Origin of the sequence: Streptomyces sp. MP131-18 (assembly GCF_001984575.1) — a bacterium.
GTDB lineage: Bacteria > Actinomycetota > Actinomycetes > Streptomycetales > Streptomycetaceae > Streptomyces > Streptomyces johnsoniae.
The window spans coordinates 1,682,739-1,696,965 of the sequence record NZ_LZNS01000001.1 but is presented as its reverse complement, the minus strand read 5'-3'; the positions used below and the strand labels follow the sequence as shown (position 1 = coordinate 1,696,965).

Below are 14,227 nucleotides of genomic sequence, written 5' to 3'. Positions count from 1 at the left end.
GGATTGAGTTCACGCATGCCCGACGCCGCGCGCACCTACGAAGTCCGGACCTTCGGCTGCCAGATGAATGTGCACGATTCCGAACGGATGGCCGGGCTGCTGGAGCGGGCCGGATACGTGCCCGCCCCTGCGGGCGGCGAGAGCCCCGACGTCGTGGTGTTCAACACCTGCGCCGTCCGGGAGAACGCGGACAACCGCCTCTACGGAAACCTGGGCCAGCTCGCGCCGAAGAAGGCCGCACGCCCCGGCATGCAGATCGCCGTCGGCGGCTGCCTCGCGCAGAAGGACCGCGACGCGATCGTGAGCCGGGCGCCCTGGGTCGACGTCGTCTTCGGCACGCACAATGTGGGCAGCCTTCCGGTGCTGCTCGAGCGGGCGAGGGTCCAGCGCGAGGCCCAGGTCGAGATCGCCGAGTCACTTGAGGCATTCCCCTCCACCCTGCCGACCCGCCGGGAGAGCGCGTACGCGGCCTGGGTGGCCATCTCGGTCGGGTGCAACAACACCTGCACCTTCTGCATCGTTCCCGCGCTGCGCGGCAAGGAGAAGGACCGCCGCCCCGGCGACGTGCTCGCCGAGATCGAGGCCCTGGTCGTCGAGGGCGTCACCGAGATCACCCTGCTCGGTCAGAATGTCAACGCCTACGGTTCCGATATCGGCGACCGGCAGGCGTTCTCCAAGCTGCTGCGGGCCTGCGGCCGCGTCGAAGGGCTGGAGCGCGTCCGCTTCACCTCCCCGCACCCGCGGGACTTCACCGACGACGTCATCGAGGCCATGGCCGAGACGCCCAACGTGATGCCGCAGCTGCACATGCCGCTCCAGTCGGGCTCCTCCCGGGTGCTGCGGGCGATGCGCCGGTCCTACCGGCAGGAGCGCTACCTCGGCATCATCGGGCAGGTGCGCGCCGCCATCCCCGACGCCGCGATCACCACGGACATCATCGTGGGCTTCCCCGGCGAGACCGAGGAAGACTTCGAGGAGACGCTGCACGTGGTCAGGGAGGCGCGCTTCGCGCAGGCGTTCACCTTCCAGTACTCCAAGCGTCCCGGCACTCCCGCGGCCGAGATGCCGGACCAGCTCCCCAAGGCGACGGTGCAGGCGCGGTACGAGCGCCTGGTGGCGCTCCAGGACGACATCTCCTGGTCGGAGAACAAGAAGCAGGTCGGCCGCACCGTCGAGGTGCTCGTCGCGGAGGGCGAGGGCCGCAAGGACGATGCGACCCGGCGGCTGTCGGGCCGCGCCCCGGACAACCGGCTGGTCCATTTCACCCGCCCGGCCGAGCCGGTGCGCCCCGGTGACGTGGTCACCGTCGAGATCACCTACGCCGCTCCCCACCACCTGCTCGCGGAGGGCCCGGTGCGGGCGGTGCGTCGCTCGCGCGCGGGCGACGCATGGGAACGGCGCACCGCCGCGCCCGCCGACCGGCCGCAGGGCGTCATGCTGGGCCTGCCGACCGTCGGTGCCCCCGCACCGGCCGCGGCCGGTGCGGGGGCACCGGGTGCGCCGGGCTGCGAAGTCTGCTGAGGACGGCGGCGCGCTCCTGCCGGGGTTAGGCTGCGGCCATGCTTGTCGCCGCCGCGGTCTGCCCCTGCCCTCCGTTGCTGGTTCCCGAGGTGGCGGGCGGCGCGGCGCCCGAGCTGGACGACGCGCGAGCCGCCGCAACCGACGCCATCGGCGTCCTCGCCGCCTCCCGCCCCGACCGGCTGGTGCTGGTGGGCCCCGCGGGGCCCACAGGGCTCGGTGCCTTCCCCGCCGGGTCGCGCGGCTCGTTGCGCGGTTTCGGCGTGGACGTGGCGGCGCGAATCGGCGAGGGCGAGCCGGGCGAACGTGAGCTGCCGCCGTCGCTGACGATCGGCGCCTGGCTGCTGGAACGCACCGGCTGGCGGGCCGCGCCGGTGGAGGGGCTCGGTATCGCCGGGCCGCTGGACGGGCAGCGGGCCGCCGACCTCGGCCGGGACCTCGCGGCCGGTACGGACCGCCTGGCCCTGCTGGTCATGGGCGACGGGAGCGCATGCCGCTCGCCCCGCGCGCCCGGCGCATTCGACGAGCGCGCCGCAGCCTTCGACGCCGCCGTGGCCCGGGCCCTCGGCGATGCCAACACCGCGGCGCTGGCCATGCTCGACGCCCGGCTGGCCGAGGAGCTGCACGCCGCGGGGCGGTCGGGCTGGCAGCTGCTCGCCGGTGCCGCCGAGGAGGCCGGGCTCGGCGGCCGGCTGCTGTACGATTCCGCGCCCTACGGGGTCGGCTACTTCGTCGCGTCCTGGTCCTGACCGGGCGGCGGGCGGGGGCGTCAGCGGCGGCCGCCGCCCTCTCCCTCGTCGCGGCGCCCGTCGCCCTGTGTGAAGCGGCCGATGGCTCCCTTGGCCTTCTTCGCCCCGGTCTCGATCCGGCCGCGGTACTTCCCCTTGGTCGCCGAGTCCGCCGCCCGCGCGGCCTTGTCCATACCCGTCTCGACCTTGTCGCGGTTCTGACTGAGCTTGTCCTTGAGCCGGTTGATGAAGCTCATCGTGGTCACCTTCCTGTCGGCCGCCGCGGGCGGCTACGGGCGGGCCGCTCCCTCGCCCGCCTCGCTGTCCGCGGCCTCCGTCGCCGCGGTCTGCTTCGGAATGCCGACGCCGTCCGCGTCGGCCTCGGCTTCCGCGGCCCCCGCGCCGGACTCCGCCGCGGCCCCGGCCCCGGCCGGGCACCCGGACTCTGCGGCGGCCCCGGACCCGGCCGGTGCCCGCTCCGCCTCGGGCGCGGCGGCCCGGGCCTGGCCGTCCGGCGGCTGCTCCTCCGTGTCCGGCCGACGGCGGCGGAACCAGGCAAGCACTCCCATGACTACTCCTGACCTTACTCGTGTGGGTGATATTCCGCCCAGAAACGGCGAACGGAACCTCGGAACGCCAAACGACCCGGGCCGCGGTCCGTCACGTCGCTCGTTCGAGGGCTCCGGCCGGATCTGGGAGACTGCCCCCGTGTACGACGGAGCCGAAGTTCCCCAGGTCGTCGCCGTGGTGGGGCCCACCGCCGCGGGTAAGTCCGACCTCGGCGTCGCCCTCGCCGCCCGCCTCGGCGGCGAGGTGATCAACGCCGACTCCATGCAGCTCTACCGCGGCATGGATATCGGCACCGCCAAACTCACGCCCGCCGAACGGCGGGGCGTCCCGCATCACCTGCTGGACATCTGGGACGTGACCAGACCCGCGAGCGTCGCCGAGTACCAGACCCTCGCCAGGGAACGGATCGACCGGCTGCTCGCCGCGGGCCGCACCCCCGTCCTGGTGGGCGGCTCGGGGCTCTACGTCCGCGGCGCCGTCGAGGCGCTCGACTTCCCGGGCACCGACCCCGCGGTCAGGGCCAGGATCGACGCGGAGCTCGCCGAACACGGCAGCGGCGCGCTGCACGCCCGGCTGGCCGCGGCCGACCCGCGCGCCGCCGAGGCCATTCTGCCGAGCAACGGGCGGCGGATCGTCCGCGCCCTCGAAGTCATCGAGATCACCGGCCGCCCGTTCACCGCCAGACTCCCGGGACCCGCGGGGGAGCGCGACGTCTACCGCACACTCCAGATCGGGGTCGGCGTCGAACGTGCCGAGCTGGACGACCGCATCGCCACCCGCGTGGACCGCATGTGGCGGGCCGGGCTGGTCGAGGAGGTCCGCGCCCTTGAGCGCGCGGGACTACGCGAGGGGCGGACCGCGTCCAGGGCCCTGGGCTACCAGCAGGTGCTCGCCGCGCTGGCCGGGGACCGCACCGAGGAGGAGGCGCGCGAGGAGACGATCCGCGCCACCCGGCGCTTCGCCCGCCGGCAGGAGAGCTGGTTCCGCCGCGACCCCCGCGTGCGCTGGCTGAGCGGGGCGCGAGGGGCGGCGGGGGAGCTTGAGGCGCGCGCCTGGGGCTTGCTCGAACGGACGGTCACATCCTGATCACGTGATGGCATCGGGACGCTCCAAGCGGCCGGGAGCGGTCCCGTGCCGTGCCATCATCGAGCCGATGCCGTGAAGCCGTTGAGTAAGGAGGGCGTGTGGCGATGGAGGCCGGCCCTCGTGAGAGCAACGGCACGACGGAAGACGTTCCGCCGCCGGGTGGTGCGGACGGCGATCCGCTGACCGTTCCGCTGGCGGAGAGCCCGGTGCTCACCCCCGCCGACGACGGTGAGCCGGGCGAGGCCGTAGAGATCATCGACGATTTCAACCGGGACGAGTCGTATGCCGACCTCCGCCCCCCCAGGCGGCTGCGGCTGACCCTCGTCGCCCCGATCGTCCTGCTGAGCCTGCTCGGCTCGCTGATGTTCGCCTTCCCGCTGGCCTTCGCGTTCGACGACACCGGCGCCGTGGTGGCCATGCTGGGGCTGCTCATCGGGTGCAGCGCCGCGGGCTGGGGCATGATGGCCGCCCGCCGCGTCGGCTACACCTGGCCGGGGCTGCCACCGCGCGGCTCGGGCCGCCGCCCCGACTGGCGGCTGCTCACCCTCTACGCCCTGGGCCTGCTCCTGCTCGCCGTGCTCGCCGTCCTGAGAGTCGCCGCACTGCGCTGAGCCCCGTCACGATCCGTTACGCTCGCCGGGTGGGCACCTCAGAGCAGCCCGTGCCGTTCCTCAAGGGCCACGGCACGGAGAACGACTTCGTGATCATCCCCGACCTCGACGGCCGGCTGAGCCTGTCGCCCGCCGCCGTCGCGCGGCTGTGCGACCGGCGGTCCGGCATCGGCGCGGACGGGGTGCTGCGGGTCGTGCGGCAGTCGGGCGGCGGGGCCGAGTGGTTCATGGACTACCGCAACGCCGACGGCAGCATCGCCGAGATGTGCGGGAACGGGGTGCGGGTCTTCGCCCGCTACCTCCAGCGGGCCGGGCTCGCCAAGGGGGACGACCTGCCCGTCGCCACCAGGGCGGGCGTGCGGCGGGTGCGGTTCGAGGACGACGGCGACATCACCGTCGGCATGGGCCCCGCCCGCCTGCCCGCCGGGCCGGGCCCTTCCGTCACCGTCACCGTGGGGGAGCGCAGCTGGCCCGCCCGCCACGTCGACATGGGGAATCCGCATGCGGTCGCCTTCGTCGACCGGCTGTCCGACGCCGGTCCGCTCCTGGCCGCGCCCGGTGTGCACCCGTCCGAGACGTACCCGCGTGGGACGAACGTGGAGTTCGTCGTCGACCGCGGGCCCCGGCACCTCGCCCTCCGCGTGCACGAGCGCGGTTCGGGAGAGACCCGGTCCTGCGGCACCGGCGCGTGCGCCGTGATGGTCGCCGCCGCCCGCCGGGACGGCCTCGACCCCCCCGCGGACGGCCGGGCCGCCGCGTACACCGTCGACGTTCCCGGCGGCCGGCTGCACGTCGCCGAGATCCCGGACGGCACGGTCACCCTGACCGGACCTGCGGTCATCGTCGCCGAGGGCACGATCGACCCCCACTGGCTGAACCCGGCCGGGCACCCCACGGATTTCAGCCATGTTTCACAGAACATAAGTCACTCGAATGGGTGATCCCCCACGATAGGGGCGGTCCCCGGTGAACCACACGTGGTGGGCTCGGTAGCATCAAGCACCGGCGCCGCTGCGGGATCACCACGGGGATCACGGGGATCGATCGATATTCGGCCGCGGTCCGGTCAGGAGACCGCGGGAGGTGCCACCCCATGAGCGCAGAGGCGACCACACCGAGCGGTACCGCCGGCGGACGACGGGGGCACCGCAGGGACGTGCTGAGGCAGCTCGGCCGCGCCGCCGTCCTGCGCTCCGCGCTCCGCGGCAGGCTGCCCGACGCCATCGAGCACCTTGCCCAGGCACACCGCCGCCACCACCCGCGCGCCGACCTCGACACGCTGCGCCGCGCATACCTGCTCGCCGAGGCCGCGCACCGCGGCCAGTTCCGCAAGAGCGGCGAGCCCTACATCACGCACCCACTGGCCGTCACCCTGATCCTGGCGGAGCTGGGCGCGGAAACCACCACGCTGACGGCCTCCCTCCTCCACGACACCGTGGAGGACACCGAGGTGACCCTCGATCAGGTGCGTGCCGACTTCGGCGACGAGGTCGGCCATCTGGTGGACGGCGTCACCAAGCTGGAGAAGGTCGACTACGGCGCCGCGGCCGAGCCCGAGACGTTCCGCAAGATGCTCGTGGCCACCGGCAGCGACGTCCGCGTCATGTCGATCAAGCTCGCCGACCGGCTCCACAACATGCGGACCCTCGGCGTGATGCGCCCCGAGAAACAGGCGCGTATCGCCCGCGTGACCCGGGACGTCCTCATCCCGCTCGCCGAGCGGCTCGGCGTGCAGACCCTCAAGACCGAGCTGGAGGACCTGGTCTTCGCCATCCTCCACCCCGAGGAGCACGCCCGCGCCGAGGAGCTGATGCGCGCGCACGCCGCGGGTCCCGACCCGCTGGCCGAGGTCGCCGAGTCGGTGCGCGGAGTGCTGCGCGAGGCGCAGATCACCGCCGAGGTCGTCATCCGGCCGCGGCACGTGCTGTCCGTGCACCGCACCCGCCTGAAACGCGGGGACCTCGGCCCCTACGACTACGGCCGCCTGCTGATCCTCGTCGCGGAGGACGCCGACTGCTACGCCGTGCTCGGGGAGCTGCACACCTGTTTCACGCCGGTCATCTCGGAGTTCAAGGACTTCATCGCGGTACCGAAGTTCAACCTCTACCAGTCGCTCCACACCGCGTTCGCCGCCGGCGCCGGGCAGATCGCCGAGGTCCTCGTCCGCACCCAGGCCATGCACAGCGTCGCCGAGGCCGGCGTGGTGGCACTCGGCGACCCGCACCGCCCCTGCGAGGGCGAGCCCGGCTCCGACGAGGGAGAACGCGCCGACCCGACCCGGCCCGGCTGGCTCTCGCGGCTGCTCGAATGGCAGCGGCAGGCCCCCGACCCCGACACCTTCTGGACCGCGCTGCGCGACGAGCTGGCGCAGGACGGCGAGATCACCGTCTACGGCGAGACCCCGGGCGCCGCGCCGCTCCAGCTCCCGGCCGGTGCCACCTGTGTCGACGCGGCCTACGCCCGGCACGGGCAGGACGCCCACGCCAGCATCGGCGTCCGCGTCAACGGCCGGCTGGCCACGCTGCGCACCGTGCTGCGCGACGGGGACACCGTTCACCTGCTGCTCGCGCCGGACGGCAGTTCGGGCCCCTCGCCCGAGTGGCTGGAGTACGCCGCCACCGCCGCCGCCCGCATCCCCATCCGCAGCTGGCTCGACAGCATGCGGGGCACGGAGGGCGAGCCGCGCCAGGAGCGCGTCGGCCCGCAGGAGCAGTCCGCGGGCGCCGGCGCCCCGGCCGTGCGCCGGGCGCCCGCCGAGCCCTCGGAGGAGCAGGCCGCCATCGTCGCGGGCGCGCCGGGCGCCGCGGTGCGGCTGGCCCGCTGCTGCACCCCCGTACCGCCGGACGGTGTGCAGGGCTTCGTGGTCAGGGGCGGCGTCACCGTGCACCGCGAGGACTGCCCTTCCGCCGTCAGGATGCGGGCCGCCGGCCGCCGCACGCTGCCGGTCAGCTGGCGCTCCGGCTCCGTCGGCTGCCGCGTCACACTGCACGCCGAGGCCCTCGGCCGCCCCGAGCTGCTCGCGGACCTCACCGAGGCACTGGCCGCGCACGGGGCCGCGGTGCTCGCCGCCGAGGTGGAGCCGCCCCGCGAGCAGCGCGTGCGCCACACCTACACGCTGCGGCTGCCGGATTCCGCGGGCCTGCCGAGGTTGATGCGGGCCATGCGCCGGGTACCCGGCGTGTATGACGTGACGCGCGCCGCGCGGCTCCAGCCCTGACACCGTCGTTGCGGCGGGGCCGCAAATCCGGGTGACGGCCGTGGGCGCCCGTGCCACTATGGGCAGGCGCCGCCGGGAATGTTCCGGCCCGCCGGGACGTTGAACAGGGCGGCCGCACCATTCGGTTCCGCAGCCACCGCCGCGTGGCTGGCCCCTCGACTCTAAGGAACGCATTGACCTTCTCTTCCCTTCCTCAGGACCACCAGCGCCGCACCGCGAGCCGCCGGGCAGACGCCCTGATGGATGAGGACGTTGCCCGGAGCGAGTTCCGGCCCGGTGACCAGGACGGCGAGCAGATCGACCGCGACGAGCGCGCCGCGCTGCGCAGGGTCATCGGCCTGTCCACCGAGCTCGAGGACATCACCGAGGTCGAGTACCGCCAGCTGCGCCTGGAGCGCGTCGTGCTGGTCGGCGTATGGACCTCGGGCACGGCGCAGGACGCGGAGAACTCACTCGCGGAGCTGGCCGCGCTCGCGGAGACCGCGGGCGCTCTCGTGCTGGACGGCGTGATCCAGCGCCGCGACAAGCCGGATCCCGCCACCTACATCGGCTCCGGCAAGGCGCAGGAGCTGCGTGACCTGGTGCTGGAGAGCGGCGCGGACACCGTCGTGTGCGACGGTGAGCTGAGCCCGGGCCAGCTGATCCACCTGGAGGACGTCGTCAAGGTCAAGGTGGTCGACCGCACCGCTCTGATCCTCGACATCTTCGCCCAGCACGCCAAGTCCCGCGAGGGCAAGGCGCAGGTCTCGCTGGCCCAGATGCAGTACATGCTGCCGCGTCTGCGCGGCTGGGGCCAGTCGCTCTCCCGGCAGATGGGCGGCGGCGGATCGAGCAGCGGTGGCGGCGGGATGGCGACCCGCGGTCCCGGTGAGACCAAGATCGAGACCGACCGGCGGCGCATCCGCGAGAAGATGGCGAAGATGCGCCGGGAGATCGCGGACATGAAGCACGGCCGCGAGCTGAAGCGCCAGGAGCGCCACCGCAACAAGGTGCCGTCCGTCGCCATCGCCGGATACACCAACGCGGGCAAGTCCTCGCTGCTCAACCAGCTGACCGGCGCCGGCGTCCTCGTGGAGAACGCGCTGTTCGCCACGCTGGACCCGACGGTCCGGCGGGCGACGACGCCCTCCGGCCGCGTGTACACGCTGGCCGACACGGTCGGCTTCGTGCGGCACCTGCCGCACCATCTGGTGGAGGCATTCCGTTCCACGATGGAGGAGGTCGGCGAGGCCGACCTGATCCTGCACGTGGTGGACGGCGCCCATCCGGCGCCGGAGGAGCAGCTGGCCTCGGTCCGCGAGGTGATCCGCGACGTCGGCGCGCACCGCGTGCCGGAGATCGTGGTGGTCAACAAGGCGGACGCCGCCGACGAGCTGACGCTCCAGCGGCTGCTGCGTGCGGAGAAGCGGGCGATCGCAGTGTCGGCGCGGACCGGGCTCGGCATCCCCGAGCTGCTGGCCTGGATCGACACGGAGCTGCCGCGCCCGGCCGTGGAGCTGGAGGTGCTCCTGCCCTACACCCAGGGGGCGCTGGTCTCCCGGATGCACGCCGAGGGCGAGGTGCTCTCGGAGGAGCACACCGGCGAGGGCACCCTGCTGAAGGCCCAGGTCCACCAGGAGCTGGCCGCCCTGCTCGAGCCGTACATGCCCGCGGCCCGCCGCTGAGCGGGGACGCGTTCGGCAGACGTGTAAGGCCCCGCCCCTCGCGAGGGGCGGGGCCTTACCCTGTCCCGGCCCCGGACGGAAGCCACGGACCGGATGCCGGGCCGAACACCCGTCCGGCGCGCGGCTAGCATGGAGGCATCGGCGCGTATCCCGGTCAGCGGGAACGCGACCTCACGGACCAGGGGAGAGCTGCGACGTGCTGCGCACCATGTTCAAGTCGAAGATCCACCGGGCCACGGTGACCCAGGCCGACCTGCACTACGTCGGCTCCGTGACCGTGGACGCGGCGCTGATGGAGGCCGCGGACCTGTTGCCGGGCGAGCAGGTCCAGATTGTCGACATCGACAACGGAGCCCGGCTGGAGACCTACGTCATCGAGGGCGAACGCGACTCGGGCGTCATCGGCATCAACGGTGCCGCCGCCCGCCTCGTCCAGCCCGGCCACCTCGTCATTCTCATCAGCTACGCACAGGTGGACGACGCGGAGGCCCGTCGGATGCGCCCTGCGGTGGTGCACGTCGACGGCGCCAACCGCATCGTCGCGCTCGGCTCCGACCCCTCGGAGCCGGTACCGGGCGGCGATACCCTGCGCAGCCCGCTGGCCACGGCCGGCGGCTGAATCCGGCGGGGACGCACGCGAGGGGCCCGGCATCCGCCAGTGCGGACGCCGGGCCCCTCGCATGCGCGGGTCCGAGGGAGTGTCAGCCCCCCGCCTCCACGGTGCTCACGTGGTCGAAGACCTCCTGCGCCTCCACGTCCAGCCGCGGGCCTGCCAGCCAGGTGCTCTCCAGCGGGCCGATCGAGTTGACCGAGACCAGCTCGGCCTCCCCGGCCTCGTTCGTCCGCAGCCACGGGCCGCCGGAGGAGCCGCCGGTCATCGTGCAGCCGGCCCAGTACATCACCGGCATCGACGCGTCCATGGACAGCCGCCCCGGGGTGTCGACGCAGCTGTACATCATGGCGCCGTCGTAGGGCTCCCCGGCGGGGAAGCCGTACAGCGTGACGTCGCCGAGCCCGGCGACGGCAGGCGCGTCGAAGTTGACATCGAGGGCCGCGCCGACCTGCTCCTCCAGGGACAGGCCGCTGTCGTCCTCGGGCACCACCGACATGACCGCGAAGTCGCCGTGGGCGCCGTCACCGCCGGTCATGGTGCCGTTGTCGATCCAGTACTGGGTGGTGGACACGTACTCGGCCCAGTAGGCCCCGTACGGCGCGACCTCTTCGTAGGGCGCGCTCGCCAGCTCGTCGGCGCTCAGCCCGTTGTTGTTGTACGCGGGAACGAAGCTGAGGTTGCGGTACCAGCCGCCGCCGGAGCCGGCGTGCACGCAGTGGCCCGCGGTGGCCACGAGGTTGGACTGGCCGGGGGCGTTCGGGTCGGCGACGACGGTGCCGGAGCAGACCATCGGGCCCTCGGGGCTGTCGAAGAAGACCTTGCCTATCGGCGCGCCGTGCTCCGTGTACGGGGTGTCGACCGCGACCGCCTCGACCGGGGCGGGCTCGGGGTCGGTGATCCCGCGGTCGGCCTCGGGGCTGTCGGCCTCGGGCGCGTTCGGGTCCTCCTCGATCTGGTCGTCGTCGATCGACTGATCGGGGTCCTCGGCCTCGCCCATGCGGTCCTGGTCCCACAGGTCCTGGATGATCGGGTTGAAGAAGTCCCCGACCTCGCGCAGCCAGGTGTCGCGGTCCCAGTCGGCCCAGCCGCCGTCCATCCAGGCATCCACATCGACCTCGAACGGCAGGGTGTCGAGCAGCTCCTGAAGGCGGTCGTCCCCCGTCGACCCGTCCTCGCCCGGCTGCTCGGACGCGTCGTCGCCCGACTCCTCGTCGCCGTTGCAGGCGGTGGCGGTGAGCGCCAGCGCCGCGGCCAGGGCCGTCACGGCCAGGCCGGCGCGGCGACGTGATCGTCGCCTGCGTATCGATGACATGGGTGCACTCCCCCTGATGTGATCCTGAAGGTGTTGCCTGCCTGCGCCCGCAGTGGCCGGAGGCGGTCCCCCAACTATGCCGGTGACCTTGAGGACGGCCGCAGCCGGGTCCCCGGTTCCGTACTGGTTGGCCGGCGAGCCGAAAGGATCTTGCCGGAGGCCGTGATCCGGCGTGCGCCGTGTCGTTAATACGGGTGGAGGAACGCCAAGGCGTTGACGGCCAGGTGACCACAGAGGAGGAGGCGCCGCCGGGTTCTGTCCCGTGCCCGGCACGTGCGCCGCACACGGATGAACGCACGCCCCCGTCCCGAACGGAGCCCGTCCGGTGAGCGTCGGCCGGTCCGCCGGCGGCTCGCCCGGCTCATGGAGCTGCCCGGCCCGCGCCGCCCCGTCGCCGACGCGCGGCCCGCCGGGCCCGCGCCAGGTGCCGATCCGGAGCCGGCCGATCCGCTGGAGCATGCCGACCCCGTCCTGGCCGCCGACGCGGCCGCGATCGAATGCCTGCTGAGGTGCTGGGTCCGCGAGGCCGGTGCCGAGCGCCCCGGGGACGGCACGCTTCTGCTGCCGCTGCCCGCCTCGGGTGCGGTGCTGCGCGTTCCCGTGCGGCACTGGTCGGCGACCGGTTGGCACCGGTTCGGCACCGTCGCGTTCGAGGACGCGCCCGCCGGCGCACGCCCCCTGGACGCCGTCACCCTCGCCGCGCTGCTCGCCCGCGAGCCGGCCGCGGGGGAGGGCACCGCCGGGGGCGAGGCACGGCGGGCCGCTGAGGCGATGGACCTGGTGGGGCGGGTCGCCGACTCCGCCCGCCGCACCGCGGAGTTCCTGGGTGCCAGGCGCGCGGACCCGGACCCCGCCGCACACGGCCACGCGTTCCTCGATGCGGAGCAGTCCATCCTTTTCGGGCATCCCCTGCACCCGACGCCGAAGAGCCGCGACGGCCTCACCGGAGCGGAGGCCCGCCGCTGCTCACCGGAGCTGCGCGGCGCGTTCCGGCTGCACTGGTTCGCGGTGGACCGTGCCGTGCTGGCGGGCGACTCGGCCTGGCACGAGAACGGCCGGACGGTCGCCGCGGACGCGCTCACCGCACGGCTCGCCGGGCCGGGCCTCACCGTTCCGCCGGACACCGCCGTCCTGCCGCTGCACCCCTGGCAGGCCAGGGACCTGGCGCAACGCCCGGCCGTGGCCGCGCTGTTCGAAGCGGGCCTGCTGCACGATCTGGGGCCGCACGGCACCCCGTGGTACCCCACCTCGTCGGTGCGCACCGTTCACCGGCCCGGCGCCCCCGCCATGCTCAAGCTGTCGCTCGCGCTGCGCATCACCAACTCCCGCCGCGAAAACCTGCGGAAGGAGCTGCACCGCGGTGTGGAGGTCCACCGGCTGCTCGACGCCGGGCTCGCCGAGGAGTGGCGGGCCGCCTGCCCCGGCTTCGACATCGTGCGCGACCCGGCGTGGCTCGCGGTCGACGACGCCGAGGGCCGGCCCGTTCCCGGGCTCGACGTGCTGCTGCGGCAGAGCCCGTTCTGCCCCGGCGACGACGTCCTGTGCCTCGCCGCCCTCACCGGCCCCCGCCCCCGGCCCGGCGACGCGGCTCCCCGTCTCGGCTCCCGGCTGGCGGACGTGGTGCGCGCGCTGGCCGGACGCACCGGCCGGCCGGTGCACGTCGTGGCCGCGGAGTGGCTGCTGCGCTACCTGCGGGCGGTTCTGCGTCCGCTGCTGTGGCTCGACGCGCACGCCGGGATCGCCCTGGAGGCCCACCAGCAGAACACGTTGGTGCTGCTCGACGCCGATGGCTGGCCGGCGGGCGGGCGCTTCCGCGACAACCAGGGCTACTACTTCCGCGCCTCGCGGCGCGACGCGCTCCGGCGCCGGCTGCCCGGGCTCGGCGAGGAGTCCGACACGTTCGTGACCGATGAGGTCGCCGATGAGCGGTTCGCCTACTACGCCGGCATCAACAACGTGCTGGGCCTGGTCGGCGCGTTCGGCGCCCAGGGGCTCGGCGACGAGCAGGCGCTGCTCGCCGTGTGCCGTCGCTTCCTGGCCGACGAGGCCCTGGCCACCGGGCCCGTGTCGCCGCTGGTGGGCCGCCTGCTCGACGCCAAGTCCCTGCGGTGCAAGGCCAACCTGCTGACCCGGCTGCACGGTCTGGACGAGCTGGTCGGCCCCGTCGACGGCCAGTCGGTCTACGTCACCGTCCCCAACCCGCTCGCCACGGTCTGAAGGAGCCCGCGTGCCCGCCCCCGACACCGGCACCGACGGCGGAGAGGACACCGCCGACCTCGACCTGCCGCCCGACCTGACCGGCGCCCCAGCCGCCTACGGCACCGAGCCGGGCCCGTACGGCCCCGACCCGCTGGACCGCGTCGCCGACTGGGGCCCCATCGCCACCGCGGCGGGTGTGCTCCAGCTCGTTCCCGTGCAGCTCGACCGCGATCTGTCGCTCGTCGCCACCTGGATGAACGATCCGGTGGTCGACGCCTTCTGGCTGCTGGCGGGTCCGGCCGGGCGCACCGGGGCACACCTCGCACAGCAGCTGAACGGCGACGGCCGCAGCGTGCCCTGCCTCGGGGTCCTGGACGGCCTGCCGATGAGCTACTGGGAGATCTACCGCGCCGATCTCGACCCCCTCGCCCGCTACTACCCCTCCCGGCTGCACGACACGGGGGTGCACGTACTGATCGGCAGCGCCGAGGACCGCGGGCGCGGCATCGGCGCCGCGCTGCTGCGCGGAGTCGCCGACCTCGTGCTGCGCCACCGGCCGCGCTGCCCGCGCGTCGTCGCCGAGCCGGACGTGCGCAACACCGCCTCGATCGCGGCGTTCCGGGCGGCCGGCTTCCGCAAGGCCGCCGAGGCCGACCTGCCGGACAAACGTGCCGCACTGATGCTCAGAGACCGCTGACCGGCCCGTCCC

The 14,227-nt window shown here is 73.9% G+C and carries 13 protein-coding genes; 10 read left to right on the top strand and 3 right to left on the bottom strand.

Annotated features, from left to right (window positions below; all coding sequences use genetic code 11):
* Window positions 1-15: 15 nt before the first annotated feature.
* Together miaB and STBA_RS07395 are read left to right on the top strand one after the other, a co-directional pair.
* On the top strand, window positions 16-1,521 hold the full coding sequence (gene miaB / locus STBA_RS07400) for a tRNA (N6-isopentenyl adenosine(37)-C2)-methylthiotransferase MiaB (protein WP_107484994.1): 1,506 nt from the start codon (window positions 16-18) through the stop codon (window positions 1,519-1,521).
* Window positions 1,522-1,559: 38 nt separating this feature from the next.
* Window positions 1,560-2,267, top strand: a complete 708-nt coding sequence (locus STBA_RS07395) for a class III extradiol dioxygenase subunit B-like domain-containing protein (RefSeq protein ID WP_077058478.1) — start codon at window positions 1,560-1,562, stop codon at window positions 2,265-2,267.
* A gap of 20 nt (window positions 2,268-2,287) precedes the next feature.
* Here the strand turns inward: STBA_RS07395 and STBA_RS07390 are convergent, their stop codons facing one another.
* Both STBA_RS07390 and STBA_RS07385 read right to left on the bottom strand, forming a co-directional pair.
* Window positions 2,288-2,503 (bottom strand): antitoxin, encoded by a 216-nt coding sequence (locus STBA_RS07390; RefSeq protein WP_077058477.1) that lies wholly within the window; start codon window positions 2,501-2,503, stop codon window positions 2,288-2,290.
* Window positions 2,504-2,536: 33 nt separating this feature from the next.
* Window positions 2,537-2,815, bottom strand: a complete 279-nt coding sequence (locus tag STBA_RS07385; protein WP_077058476.1) for a hypothetical protein — start codon at window positions 2,813-2,815, stop codon at window positions 2,537-2,539.
* 139 nt (window positions 2,816-2,954) lie between these two features.
* On the opposite strand from STBA_RS07385, the gene miaA reads away from it, so the two are divergent.
* The 6 genes from miaA to panD all read left to right on the top strand — a co-directional run bounded on the left by miaA (window position 2,955) and on the right by panD (window position 10,013).
* The gene (miaA, locus tag STBA_RS07380) at window positions 2,955-3,902 is read left to right on the top strand and encodes a tRNA (adenosine(37)-N6)-dimethylallyltransferase MiaA (protein WP_077058475.1); all 948 of its coding nucleotides are present in this window, start codon (window positions 2,955-2,957) and stop codon (window positions 3,900-3,902) included.
* A 104-nt stretch (window positions 3,903-4,006) separates the two neighbouring features.
* Entirely contained in the window at window positions 4,007-4,513 is a 507-nt protein-coding gene (locus STBA_RS07375; protein ID WP_077058474.1) for a hypothetical protein, read from the top strand.
* 29 nt (window positions 4,514-4,542) lie between these two features.
* A complete protein-coding gene (gene dapF, locus STBA_RS07370) occupies window positions 4,543-5,454 on the top strand; it encodes a diaminopimelate epimerase (RefSeq protein ID WP_079251778.1) in 912 nt (303 codons plus the stop codon).
* A gap of 152 nt (window positions 5,455-5,606) precedes the next feature.
* On the top strand, window positions 5,607-7,730 hold the full coding sequence (locus tag STBA_RS07365) for an HD domain-containing protein (RefSeq protein WP_077058473.1): 2,124 nt from the start codon (window positions 5,607-5,609) through the stop codon (window positions 7,728-7,730).
* 173 nt (window positions 7,731-7,903) lie between these two features.
* On the top strand, window positions 7,904-9,394 hold the full coding sequence (gene hflX, locus STBA_RS07360; RefSeq protein WP_077058472.1) for a GTPase HflX: 1,491 nt from the start codon (window positions 7,904-7,906) through the stop codon (window positions 9,392-9,394).
* 196 nt (window positions 9,395-9,590) lie between these two features.
* Window positions 9,591-10,013 (top strand): aspartate 1-decarboxylase, encoded by a 423-nt coding sequence (gene panD / locus STBA_RS07355; protein WP_077058471.1) that lies wholly within the window; start codon window positions 9,591-9,593, stop codon window positions 10,011-10,013.
* An 82-nt stretch (window positions 10,014-10,095) separates the two neighbouring features.
* Here panD and STBA_RS07350 read toward each other — a convergent pair whose 3' ends face one another.
* Complete coding sequence (locus STBA_RS07350; protein WP_077058470.1) at window positions 10,096-11,319, bottom strand: hypothetical protein; 1,224 nt, start codon at window positions 11,317-11,319, stop codon at window positions 10,096-10,098.
* A gap of 288 nt (window positions 11,320-11,607) precedes the next feature.
* Here STBA_RS07350 and STBA_RS07345 point away from each other — a divergent pair, with 288 nt between their 5' ends.
* Both STBA_RS07345 and STBA_RS07340 read left to right on the top strand, forming a co-directional pair.
* Window positions 11,608-13,536 (top strand): IucA/IucC family protein, encoded by a 1,929-nt coding sequence (locus STBA_RS07345; RefSeq protein WP_077063162.1) that lies wholly within the window; start codon window positions 11,608-11,610, stop codon window positions 13,534-13,536.
* A gap of 10 nt (window positions 13,537-13,546) precedes the next feature.
* Window positions 13,547-14,215, top strand: a complete 669-nt coding sequence (locus STBA_RS07340; RefSeq protein WP_077058469.1) for a GNAT family N-acetyltransferase — start codon at window positions 13,547-13,549, stop codon at window positions 14,213-14,215.
* Window positions 14,216-14,227 lie beyond the last annotated feature (12 nt).

Bases quoted from the DNA above. Each gene is read 5' to 3' on its own strand.
- STBA_RS07365 (WP_077058473.1), top strand. From the start codon at position 5,607: ATGAGCGCAGAGGCGACCACACCGAGCGGTACCGCCGGCGGACGACGG.
- miaB (WP_107484994.1), top strand. From the start codon at position 16: ATGCCCGACGCCGCGCGCACCTACGAAGTCCGGACCTTCGGCTGCCAG.
- STBA_RS07375 (WP_077058474.1), top strand. From the start codon at position 4,007: ATGGAGGCCGGCCCTCGTGAGAGCAACGGCACGACGGAAGACGTTCCG.
- STBA_RS07385 (WP_077058476.1), bottom strand. From the start codon at position 2,815: ATGGGAGTGCTTGCCTGGTTCCGCCGCCGTCGGCCGGACACGGAGGAG.
- STBA_RS07345 (WP_077063162.1), top strand. From the start codon at position 11,608: ATGAACGCACGCCCCCGTCCCGAACGGAGCCCGTCCGGTGAGCGTCGG.
- STBA_RS07350 (WP_077058470.1), bottom strand. From the start codon at position 11,319: ATGTCATCGATACGCAGGCGACGATCACGTCGCCGCGCCGGCCTGGCC.
- STBA_RS07390 (WP_077058477.1), bottom strand. From the start codon at position 2,503: ATGAGCTTCATCAACCGGCTCAAGGACAAGCTCAGTCAGAACCGCGAC.
- STBA_RS07395 (WP_077058478.1), top strand. From the start codon at position 1,560: ATGCTTGTCGCCGCCGCGGTCTGCCCCTGCCCTCCGTTGCTGGTTCCC.